At 45.5% G+C, this 11,995-nt stretch carries 9 protein-coding genes; 8 read left to right on the forward strand and 1 reads right to left on the reverse strand.

Features of this window, described 5'->3' with window-relative positions; genetic code table 11:
* Positions 1-30 precede the first annotated feature (30 nt).
* Both BG260_RS07925 and BG260_RS07930 read left to right on the forward strand, forming a co-directional pair.
* On the forward strand, positions 31-945 hold the full coding sequence (locus BG260_RS07925; RefSeq protein WP_141691545.1) for a PorV/PorQ family protein: 915 nt from the start codon (positions 31-33) through the stop codon (positions 943-945).
* 97 nt (positions 946-1,042) lie between these two features.
* Entirely contained in the window at positions 1,043-2,233 is a 1,191-nt protein-coding gene (locus BG260_RS07930) for a lycopene cyclase family protein (RefSeq protein ID WP_069131465.1), read from the forward strand.
* Between the two features lie 66 nt (positions 2,234-2,299).
* Here BG260_RS07930 and BG260_RS07935 read toward each other — a convergent pair whose 3' ends face one another.
* Entirely contained in the window at positions 2,300-4,099 is a 1,800-nt protein-coding gene (locus BG260_RS07935; protein WP_069131427.1) for a hypothetical protein, read from the reverse strand.
* A gap of 267 nt (positions 4,100-4,366) precedes the next feature.
* Between BG260_RS07935 and BG260_RS07940 the strand changes: the two genes are divergently transcribed.
* From BG260_RS07940 to BG260_RS07965, 6 genes are all read left to right on the forward strand, one after another.
* Complete coding sequence (locus BG260_RS07940; protein WP_083750178.1) at positions 4,367-5,029, forward strand: ArsR/SmtB family transcription factor; 663 nt, start codon at positions 4,367-4,369, stop codon at positions 5,027-5,029.
* Between the two features lie 89 nt (positions 5,030-5,118).
* A complete protein-coding gene (locus BG260_RS07945) occupies positions 5,119-6,486 on the forward strand; it encodes a TolC family protein (RefSeq protein WP_083750174.1) in 1,368 nt (455 codons plus the stop codon).
* A 25-nt stretch (positions 6,487-6,511) separates the two neighbouring features.
* On the forward strand, positions 6,512-7,585 hold the full coding sequence (locus BG260_RS07950; protein ID WP_069131433.1) for an efflux RND transporter periplasmic adaptor subunit: 1,074 nt from the start codon (positions 6,512-6,514) through the stop codon (positions 7,583-7,585).
* Positions 7,586-7,629: 44 nt separating this feature from the next.
* Positions 7,630-10,851 (forward strand): efflux RND transporter permease subunit, encoded by a 3,222-nt coding sequence (locus tag BG260_RS07955; protein ID WP_069131436.1) that lies wholly within the window; start codon positions 7,630-7,632, stop codon positions 10,849-10,851.
* 82 nt (positions 10,852-10,933) lie between these two features.
* On the forward strand, positions 10,934-11,245 hold the full coding sequence (locus tag BG260_RS07960; RefSeq protein ID WP_069131437.1) for a hypothetical protein: 312 nt from the start codon (positions 10,934-10,936) through the stop codon (positions 11,243-11,245).
* A gap of 142 nt (positions 11,246-11,387) precedes the next feature.
* On the forward strand, positions 11,388-11,813 hold the full coding sequence (locus BG260_RS07965; protein WP_069131439.1) for a DsrE family protein: 426 nt from the start codon (positions 11,388-11,390) through the stop codon (positions 11,811-11,813).
* Positions 11,814-11,995: the final 182 nt, after the last annotated feature.

Genomic DNA, 11,995 nt, shown 5'->3' on the forward strand with positions numbered 1-11,995 from the left:
GCGTTTATTGTTTCGATATTTCTCTTAACAATGAGTGTTCAATCTCTGCCGGCGCAAGATACTGGCAGCGGACTTGATTTTTTAAATATCGGCCCCTCCTCTTCAATCTTATCGCTTGGTGAAGGAACCTCAGCAGTGCCAACCGGTTCTTCCTCTTTTTACATGAATCCGGCACTTCTCTCGTATGAATTAGAATCAGGACTCGATGTAAACTATACACTTTGGATTTCAAATGTGCAGTCTCAATTTGTTGCGGTACATGGTAAAAAAAATCGTTTCACATTTGGAGCCGGGGTTTACTCAACCCGATCGGATGATTTTGAAGCCAGAAATCAACCCGGACCCCCATCCGGTTCGTTTTCCATCAGTTACCTCGCTGTGAGCGGTGGATTATCGTATAAACTCGGACCGGTTTCACTCGGGGCAACCGCACACTACCTTCGAGAGGAGATCTTTCAGCTTCGGGCCAACGGTTATGCAATCAATCTCGGCAGTGCTGTCAGATTCTTGAATGAAAGAGTTACCCTTGGCTTGAGCTTAAATAATGTTGGCGAAATGGAGGAGCTGGATATCGAAGAAACCCCTCTCCCTTCGGTGCTGAAAGCCGGACTATCCGCTCGAATGATTGAATTTGTGACACCCGGTGAGAATGACTTTCCGGTGCTGATGACGTTATTTACAGATTGGACCACTCCGCTGAATAACTATTCCACAGGAGATTTTGCTGCAGAGAACTCTAATGACGGCTACCTAACTTTCGGAACCATCGCGGATCTTGCCGGAATTTTTGAATTCAGAGGAGCCTATAAATTTGGGCCAACTGAACGCCCATTTAGTACAGGTCTCGGAATTTCTGTTGAGCCACTGACATTTAATTACGCGTTTGTCCCATTTTCAACCGGGTATGGATCGGCTCACTCATTTGGTATTCAATACACGTTTTAAACCCAATTTGAACGGATATGAACTGCGTTACAGTTTCTGTAAATCAGAACACGCAAAGTCCATCAGCCGGATAACCTCAAATCTCTTTTCATCGAATATGACAGACAAATCCCAAACCGCTGAGAAGTTTGATCTGATTATTGCAGGTGCGGGAGCTGCGGGATTAAGTCTGCTCTGGAATCTGATTTCTTCTGATAAGCTGTCAAACCTCAATATTCTTTTAACAGACCTTAGTTTTACCCCAAAAAATGATAAAACATGGTGTTTTTGGGATGATGCAAACCTTCCCGAAACCGGAATGATTCACCACTCCTGGAAAGACCTTGAGGTTCGGGCTATGAATAGGGAAATTCGTGAGCAACTGCAACGGTATGAATATTTCTGTGTCAAAAGTTCGGACTTTACCGAGATGATTTTAAATCGGGCCAAAAACGATCCACGCGTTACCTTGATAGAGACAAAAATCAACGGATTTCGTTCCACAGATCAAGGAGCCATGATGGAGACCGATTCAGGAGATTTTCATGCCAATACGATTTTCCAAAGTGTACTCAAACCGCCCGTTACACCTCACACCAGGTCAGACATCAGTCTGAAACAGCACTTTATGGGCTGGGAGATTGAAACCTCAAAATCCCTTTTTGACCCAAAAAGAGCCATTTTTATGGATTTTGACGTACCTCAAAACAGCGGTGTCACATTTTTCTATGTACTGCCTTTTTCAATCAACAGAGCTCTGATTGAGTACACAATGTTCAATGAAGTGTTGCTGACTGCCGAAGAGTATGAAACGGAATTGATTCGATATATAGAACTGCGGTATGGTTTAGATAAGAATTCATACCGGATCACGCGGAGAGAAGATGGCGTCATTCCAATGGAAGACAGACGCTACCCCGCTCGGCTCTGCCAAAATGTGTACAATATTGGTACAATGGGAGGTGTGACGAAACCTTCATCCGGTTACGCATTTACACGAATTTTAAAACACTCAAAAGAGATTGCTATTGCGGTAGAGAACGGTTCGCCAATCCCCGAATCACTGGCGTCATCCTATCGGTTCAGGGTGTACGACATGATGCTCCTCTATCTGCTCAAACACGATCCGGCGATTTCAGTTCAGATTTTCCACGACCTGTTTTACAAAAACGGGTTTGACAGAATCTTGCACTTTTTGGAGGAGAAGACCCATTTTGGCCAGGAGCTGAAAATCTTCTCCTCAGTGCCCTACTCACCTTTTTTCAAATCGATCTGGAAGATGAAGCATCGAATATTTTCAGGTGCCTGATCTTCAGAAATAGAAAAGGCCGGAATGAGAGCAACCCCCGACCTTTCACGCGGACAGAATCAAACGTTAAGCCGTAACTGCAAAGATTTCGTCCAGTCGTTCTTGCTGCTTTTCAACCGTTGTTCGGATAGACTCCAGATTCTCACCCTTGTAGGGTTTTTCTTCTGAAATCTGAAGACAGAGCTCCATTCCCTTATCAAGGTTTCTTCTCATCTTAATCAGCTTTTTCCACTCCTGTTCATCTTCATCAATCTGTTCAGACAGCTCTTTGATGTAGTCAACATACATCACCAGCTCCTTTGCAAACATGTGCGGCCGTTTTGAGGGAACCAGAGATTCTTGCCGTCCGTAAATATGATTGACCATCTCATCAAGCGAATACTGCCGGTCGAACCAAGCTACATTCGGGCCGGGACAAATTGCCTGTCGGCCGTAGGAAGGCTTCATAATTCCAAGACGAATCAGCGAACCTGTTCCAAGGTTTGTACAGAGACAAGTTTTAGCGAGCACTTTTTTCTTTTCCCGCTCTTTTTTCATCTGCGGCATGTCGCTATCCTGAATCTGATTCACTTTCAGAATCTGATACTCAGCCGAGGCCGTGCAGATCGGATTTTCTGTAAACTCTGTATTGGATACCAAAAACCCTTTCGGACATTTAGAGCCGGGTTTGCCTTTGTCGATCAGTTCTTTTGTATGAATTTCAGACCCGGAGCCGCGAATATTGTTAAACGGTACCCCAAGCGGTGATACTCCACTCAAGTAGAGTTCGCTTTCACCGGCCTCTGCCAGTAAATCGGATGTGAAATCATCTACACACGTTGCTTCCGGTACAAGCAGAAATGGGCTTCCCCATCCGGTGCCATCCATTTCAAAGTCATTTAACAGTCGCTGCAACTCGCCGTGGGTTCCGATTCCACCCTGAACCGTAATGCGTGCTTTTGCAACGTCCGAATCATTTGATGGATAATCCCATCCCCGGGATTCGTAAAACTTTTGAATGAGAGGCTGAAAACTTGCCTGAAGCTGCTCTCTTTTTTCTCGAAATTCCTGCAGCAAGATCGGTAAAAGGTGTCCGTCGGAGGCAAATGCGTGCCCGCCGCAGTTCAATCCCGATTCAATTCGGAACTCAGCAACTTCCAATCCTTTCTTAGCCAGATATTTACCCTGAATCAGGGCTGAACGGAAATCACTTACTTTTAGAATAATCTTCTTTTTGATTTTTCCGGATTGATCTCGGTAGAAATCTCTGAATTCCGAAAGATAATTATAGAGCCTTGGATTAAACCCGGCTGAGAGAACAACACTCGACTCCAGCTTGCTGTTTGCAAATCCTCTAAGCGCTGCACTTGCATCGCTGAACTCAGAACTCATCGGTTGGTCATCGTTATCCAGCCGAAGTGCATCCACTTTTGCCATGATGTTAACATCAATAGCTCCCGGTGTCATTTTATCCGTTAATTCACGGATATAGTGCTCTCGAGACTCTTTGTCACCTAAGGATGAAATGAACTCATAACTTTTCTTTAACGGGTTGCCATCAGGAAGCAGATTAAAATATCGATCCTTCTGTGAGCCTGTAAAAAGCGGGCTCTCTTTTAGATCTTCAAACTTTTGATTGACAATATCTGACACAGTATCCAGATACGCTGTAATACGTTCAGCCCTTCCATCCCCGGCAGATCGTGGGATATTTTTATAGGGTATTTGATATTCAGTACTATAGTGCTTCCGAATCTTTTCACATAGCAGATCATCGACAATAGAGATGACTGAGTGAATTCCGAGATGAGCAACCCGGATGGGACTGTCTATAGAGTGTCCGGTTCCCATAACCGGAATGTGGAATAGATGTTGATTGTGAATCATAAAATAAATTGAAGTCGGTTTTAAATAACAATCTCAATATACAATTATAAGATAAAATACTCTTTTTTACTTTATGCTCAATTTTGCCGTTCTATTTTGTAACTATTGTTACAGATACTGATTCATAATTAATCTTCCCATACCTCTTATCAGATTGTTAGACTGCTATTTAGACGTTTATAATTTCAAAGTTATTCTCATTCAATAGTTTTATTGAATGAAGTACAGAGCCTTCCTATCATGTATTCGAACAAAATGAATTTGAGCATGAACATTCGAGACTTTAAAACATCACTCTATAAAGAGATGGCCGGAATGATCAAAGCTTTGGACAATCCACGCAGGCTGGAGATCCTGGATTTATTGGCGCAGGGTCCGGTTCCGGTAGAGTATATTGCCGTAAATACGAACCTTTCTGTTGCAAATGCTTCACAACATCTTCAGGTGCTGAAAAACTCGTATCTGGTTGAGAGTGAAAGAAGGGGAAAATACAACTACTACAAACTGGCAAATCAGCAGGTATTTAATGCCTGGTGCGCCATTAGACGACTGGGATTCTCACAAAATGAAGAGATCTTCGAGTTGTTAGATAGTTTCAGAAAAGAACGTGGGTATCTAAAAACTGTCTCAACAGAAGATTTAATTAAAATGATCAGGGAAGACAGTGTTGTCGTAATTGATGTACGTCCTGAGGAGGAGTTTAAAAACGGCCATATTGAAAATGCACTCTCCTTTCCCAGAAAGGACCTTCAGCACAGAATGAATGAACTTCCGTCAGATAGAGAGATCGTAGCTTACTGTCGCGGGCCGCTTTGCGAGATGGCAGATGATGCAGTAGAAATGCTCAATAAAAATGGCTATTCGGCATCCAGACTGGAAAAAGGGTATCCCGATTGGGCTGCATCTCAGCATCCAACTCAAAAGGAATAGAAAATGATCAGAAGTAACTGAAAGCTATTCAATGCTCTCTGAGAACTCAAGACTTTAAAATCATAACCATCTAAAAATCAATCACTAAAATGAATTCAATAAATTCATATGTACTAAAACTATGCCTTTTTGCGGGGTTGTTATTGATGCCATCTATTCTGATGGCACAGAGCAGCATGGCAGACAAGCAAGAACTTTCCATATCGCTGCAGGAAGCCATGGAGCTGGCCCTGGAGCAAAATTTCTCAATAGAACAGGCAGAACATGACGTGGAGGCAACACGGGCGCAGTATCGTCAGACTAATGCGGTTTTTCTTCCCCAGCTCTCATTTGAGTATAACGCGATTTCCACAAACGATCCGCTTAATGTATTCGCGTTTAAGCTGAAACAGGAAGTTGTAAGTCAGCAGGATTTTAACCCTGCCCTATTGAATGATCCGGACGCTTATGAAAATTACAGCGCCAAATTTGAAGTTCGTCAGCCGCTGTTTAATCCGGATATGATGATGCAGCGAGGCGCCGTAAAAAGTCAGCTAAATTCGGTAAATGAACAGTTACAGGGAACCAAAAACCACATTCGATATCAGGTACGTAACCAATATTACAGCCTGATTCTCCACATAAGGCAGCTGGATGTTCTGGAGTCAGCACTTCAAACAGCCGGAGAACATCGCCGCCAGGCCCAAAACTTTTTTGAAGAGGGACTCTTGAGTAAAGAAGATTTCCTTGCGGCCAGAGTTTATGAACTGGAGTTGGAGAGCCGGAAAATAAACAGTGAGAATGAGTTAAACAGTGTTCGCGAAGAGATTGCCCTTCTGTTGGGATTGGACGGATCCGTTACAATCAGCCCCACAGAAGATCTCTATGGGATTGACGATGCATCTATAACTACAGATGTTACTCAAATTCGTGTCAATAATGCTCAGACAAGAGCCATTGAGCAGAGAGTGAAGGCTGCTGAAAGAATGACAAAATCGGCCACTTTTAGCTTTCTGCCTAAAATCAATCTGTTTGGGAGTTATGAGTATAACGATCCTGATTTTGCGAGCTTCAGCGCAAATTCATACATGATCGGGGCAAATTTACGTTGGAACATCTTTTCTGGCTTCAGTCAGGCCGGAAAGGTTCAGGAAGCGCGTGCAAACTACAACAAAGCCAGAAGCATGCAGGAGAGCCACCGATTTGAAATGGAAAATCAGGTACGCCGGGCGTACCGATCCCTTGAACATGCGGAGAAGGAACTTGAACTGACTGAGGAAGCGATCAAACAGTCCTCCGAGGACGTGAAAATCCGATCAAATAGATTTAAGGAAGGTATGGCGCGAACGACTGACCTGCTTGAAGCGGAAACGAAACTGGCCGAAGCCAAGCTGAAAAACGTCATGGCACTATACAAATACAATATGAGCATTGCCGCACTGGAGATGCTGCTCGAACAAGATTTTACGAACCAATAAAATGAAAAAGAAAATCAATAAGACGATGAAATCGATATCAGGAATGTTGGCACTTACATTAACGGTGATTCTCTTTTCGGGATGCTCGGCAGATGAGGCGTCATTGCCACAACAAAGCTCTGTGGAAGTTGAAACTCAAACAGCACAACTCTCACCTTCCCTATCGGAAACGATGTTCCCCGCAACAGTTGAGAGCCATAACCGGGCAAATCTCAGCACGATTGTAATGGGAACCGTAACAGCTGCGCCGATTACCGTGGGCGACCGGGTAAAGAAGGGAGACCTGTTGGTGCGCATTAAAGATGACCAGATCCGGGCTCAAAAATCACAGATTGAAGCCAACAAGGTTCAGGCAAAAGCTAACCTGGAGAACACTGAGAAAAATTATAATCGAATCAGGAATCTCTATGCGGAAGAGAGTGCTACATCCAAAGAGATGGACGACATATCTACCATGTACGAAATTGCCAAAGCAAATATGGAAGCACTGGAAGCTCGCATGAATGAAGTTAATGAGATGCTGGAGTACACGACCATTCGTGCACCATTTGACGGTATAGTAAGCCGCAAGTACATCTCTGAAGGTGACATGGCTGCACCGGGACATCCTTTGATTACAGTTTCTGATCCCGGTTCAGTGAAGATTGCCGCTACCGTGGCGGAGAATCAGATTTCAAAGCTATCGGAAGGAACAGATGTTTCAGTGTCAATCTCTTCTGCCGGTCTGAACCGGACTCCTGCCCGCCTGACGGCAATCAGTGAAGCGGGTGATCCTATGAGCCGACAGTTTGCCATAGAGGCAATCATTGAAGATGAATCGATCAATGAACAGCTAAAAACCGGAATGTTTGCAGAAATCCGCGTCAACCTTGATCAGTCCGAAAGTCTCTATATCCCTGCAAGTGCAGTGGTTCAACGCGGCCAGTTAACGGGAATTTATACAATATCTGAAAGCAATCGCGCCGTACTTCGATGGGTCCGGCTCGGTGAACATTCGGGAGAGAGGGTTGAAATTATCACAGGCTTAACCCCTGGGGAACAGTTTGTTGTGAATCCCGGGAAGTCGATTCGCCAGGGCCAACTGATAAGTAGCAGATAAGCCACACTGAGCACAGAAATTTTAAAATAGAAGACTTGAATACAATGAAAACCGGATTAGCAGGTAAAATTGCCCAGGCGTTTATCGATTCGAAGCTGACACTGCTTCTGATGATCGCCTTTTTAGCGATCGGTGTGTATGGCGTTTGGCTCACACCGAGCGAAGAGGAACCACAAATTGATGTACCGATGGCCGATATTTATGTCGGGTACCCGGGTGCATCACCCCAGGAAGTAGAAAATAGAATAGCCATCCCGCTGGAGAAAATTCTCTCCAATATCTCCGGGGTTGAGTATGTCTACTCCACCTCCATGCCGGAGCAGGCGATGGTCTCTGCCCGATTTTATGTGGGCCAGGATGTAGAGCGAAGCTTGGTTCGCCTCTACAATGAGGTGATGAAATTTATGGATACCAAGCCCGACCCGGTCACCATGCCGCTCATCAAAACAAGGTCAATTAATGATGTACCGATCGTTACACTCACCCTCTGGAGTGATGTGCACGATGACTATCAGATACGTCGGGTTGCGCAGGAGCTGGATCATGAGATCAAATCGATCACCGATGTGGCGGAAACGAAACTACACGGTGGCAGATCCAGAACGGTTGAAGTGGTCCTTGATAAGACAAAAATGGCCTCTATGATGATCGATCCGCTTCGTGTGGCTCAAACCATTCAGGCAGCCAACAGTGAGTTTAAATCGGGCACGTTTACACAAAATGATCAGGAATTTAGGGTTCAAACCGGAAACTTCCTGGAAACGGCAGATGATGTCGGTTCGCTGGTTGTGGATGTTCGTCAGGGCGATCCCATTTTGCTGAGAGATGTTGCAGAGGTAAACGATGGTCCGGGTGAACCGAGAAACTATGTTTCGTATGTTCCGGGACCCGCTTCATCTGTTGAAAAAAATATGGAAGCCGGACTCTCCTACCCTGCGGTATCGATTTCCGTGGCGAAGCGTCAGGGAGCAGATGCCATGACCATTGCCACACAGATTGATGAGATGGTCGAAAAGTTGAGCGGATCGGTAATCACATCCGATATTCAGGTAGAAACCACCCGAAACTACGGTGAAACGGCAACCGAGAAGGTAAGCACTCTGCTGATCCATTTGGTTGTGGCGGTACTTGCTGTATCGTTTGTGGTATTTCTGGCGATGGGATGGCGCGGTGCCCTGGTGGTATTCATTTCGGTACCGATCACCTTTGCCCTTACGCTCTTTTTCTACTACATGTACGACTACACCCTCAACCGGATTACGTTGTTTGCCCTAGTGTTTGTGACCGGAATCGTGGTGGATAACTCGATCATTGTAGCAGAAAATATGCACCGCCACTTTAAGATGAGAAATCTGCCGTTTAAGCAGGCCGCGATCTACGCGATTAATGAGGTGGGGAACCCAACGATCCTGGCCACATTCACCGTTATTGCTGCCGTTATCCCGATGGCCTTCGTTTCCGGTTTGATGGGCCCCTACATGAGTCCGATTGCGATTGGAGCCACCGTGGCGATGATTCTGTCGCTCATCATCTCGCTGATTGCCACACCTTGGCTGGGCTATCGTCTGCTGCGTGCGGCAAGAGTTCAATCCAGTGGAAACAGCGGTAAAGGCTACAAACTGGAAGAGACCATCATCTACAAGTTGTACGACAAAACCATGCGTCCGCTTATGGAGAGCACCTGGAAACGGTGGGCATTTCTTCTTGGCACTACGGCCGTCCTTTTTGCCACATTGATGCTTTTCTACGTCCAATGGGTTGAGGTAAAAATGCTGCCATTTGATAATAAAAATGAGATTCAGCTCATCATCGACATGCCGGAAGGCACAACACTGGAGCGTACGGAAGCGGTAGCCCAGGAAGTAGGTCTGGTTCTTCTCGAAGTACCTGAAGTGTATGACTATCAGATATACTCCGGAACCAATGCTCCGATTAACTTTAACGGACTGGTGAGAAGCTACGATCTGCGACAGTCATCCAATGTGGCCGATATACAGGTGAATTTAGTAGATAAAAGCTTGCGATCGGATCAGAGTCACGATATTGCCAAGCGCATGAGGCCGCTGGTTCAGGCTGTTGGCGAGAAGTATAATGCGAACGTGAAAGTGGTGGAAGTTCCGCCCGGTCCCCCGGTGATGTCTACACTTGTGGCTGAAGTCTATGGCCCCGACCTGGAGATGCAGCGATCCATTGGTGAAGAGGTCAAAAGCATTTTCACGCAAACACCCGGTATTGTGGATACCGACTGGATGGTTGAGGATGAACAGGTTGAGTACAGGTTTGCAGTTCAGCGAGAGAAAGCAGCCATGAGCGGTGTCATGCCAAATCAGGTTACTGAATCGCTGGGAATGATTCTGGGGCAGCATCCGGTCAGTTCACTTTATAGCGAACAAGAAGCGGCTCTTGTTCCCATTACGATGAAACTGGATGAAGCAGGCCGGTCCGGAGTAAACCGCCTCGGTGGACTGCATGTTCAGTCGCAAACCGGGTCCATGATCCCAATCGGTGATCTGGTTCAGCAGGAAGAGCGAAAGCTGGAGAAGAGTATCCACCGTAAAAATCAGCGGCGGGTTGTTTATGTAACAGCTGAAGTGGCCGGTGAGATTGAAAGTCCGGTCTATGCCATTCTCGATGCAAGAGATGAGATTGACAATATCACTTTGCCGGCCGGTTACAGCCTGGAGCAGGCGTTTGCAGGTCAGCCTTTTACCAGTGAAGATCTGACAGTAAAATGGGATGGTGAGTGGCAGATCACCCTTGAGGTATTCCGCGATCTGGGAATAGCATTCGCAGTGGTGCTGGTCATCATCTACATCCTGATTGTCGGGTGGTTCCAGGATTTCGGAGTGCCCATCATCATGATGATCGCCATACCGCTGTCTCTAATTGGAATTCTGATCGGGCACTGGTTTACCGGAGCCTTCTTTACGGCCACATCGATGATCGGCTTGATCGCCCTGGCCGGTATTATGGTGAGAAACTCCGTACTGCTGATCGACTTCATCCAGATCAGTTTGCGGCAGGGCAATTCACTGGCTGATGCCGTTGTAGAAGCCGGTGCAGTTCGAACCATGCCTATTCTGCTGACAGCCGGTACCGTAGTAATTGGCGCGATTGTAATTCTGTTCGATCCGATTTTCCAGGGACTGGCAATCTCACTGATGGGTGGTGCAATTGCATCCACGGCATTAACTCTTGTCACCGTTCCGCTGATCTACTTTATGGTGAATAAAAACAGAAGACCTGAAGAGATTGTACGGAAATAAAAGAAGAAATAATGATAAGACCTGACAGGTTTTTCAAACCTGTCAGGTCTGATATCACCATTAAAACCAAATCACCAAACCCATGAAACTATTAATCATATTAAGTATCGCCGAATTTTCCGATGAAGTGCGGGCCATGATGACGCGAAACAACGTTCCCGTTTATAGCGAAACCGAGATGTACGGCTTCCGGACCGAAAAACACAAACCGGATATTCGTACCTGGTTCTCGCAAGGAGATCAGGGAATCTACTCCACTCTTTTCTTCTCCTTTCAGGATGAGGCTACTGTAAAACGTATCCTTAAAGAGGTGGCAAAATATAACAAGGAGTATGAGGGAGATCGCGACAATCCGCTGCACGCCTATCAGGTAGCAGTAGAGGATTTTGCATAGTCTATATTTGAGTACTGAATTTAGATTCCCAGGCTGTGTAAGTGAAAAGGAGGGGAATTTATTACTCTAATGAGGGATTTTATGTTTCTCAGAACAGGTTAAAAATCATTTTTCAATTATTTATTAAAAAGTTATAAAAGCCATGAAAACTCTCATAACATTATACGCAGTGCTTTTTGGATTTGCGGGTTTTGTAAATGCACAGGCCGATACTGAATCTCTCTTTGTGGTTCTGACCTCAGACGATGCGGAAACCCAGATGATGGCGATGGTATTGGCCACGCAGTCGCTGAACAAGGATGTATCCGTGCGCATACTTCTCTGCAGCAACGCCGGGGACCTGGCTCTGAAGGGCTCTGAATCCCCGATCTTTGCTCCTGCCGATCGTTCACCCAAACAACTTTTAATGAGTTTGATGGATCAAGGTGTCCGGGTTGAAGTTTGCGGTATTTACCTGCCAAACCGTGATCATACTGAAGCTGACCTGATTGAGGGAATCGGCACCGCTGCTCCACCGGAAGTAGCCGAATTCATGAAACAGGAAGGTGTGCGGTACTTTACATTTTAACTTATTTAAATTGAGAGGTTTTCGAGAGATCATATAAAGAAGTCTCCCCTTCTCAAGGGGCTCCGAGCGATAGCGATTCCCGCGAAGCGAAATTTAGAGGGGTTGAAAAAATAATTTGATAGTCCAATATCAAGGTTTATTAGAATCATAAGAAGGATAAGCAGACAGACAATACTACTAAT

The organism is Rhodohalobacter halophilus (assembly GCF_001715195.1).
In the GTDB taxonomy this organism is placed as follows: Bacteria; Bacteroidota; Rhodothermia; order Balneolales; family Balneolaceae; genus Rhodohalobacter; species Rhodohalobacter halophilus.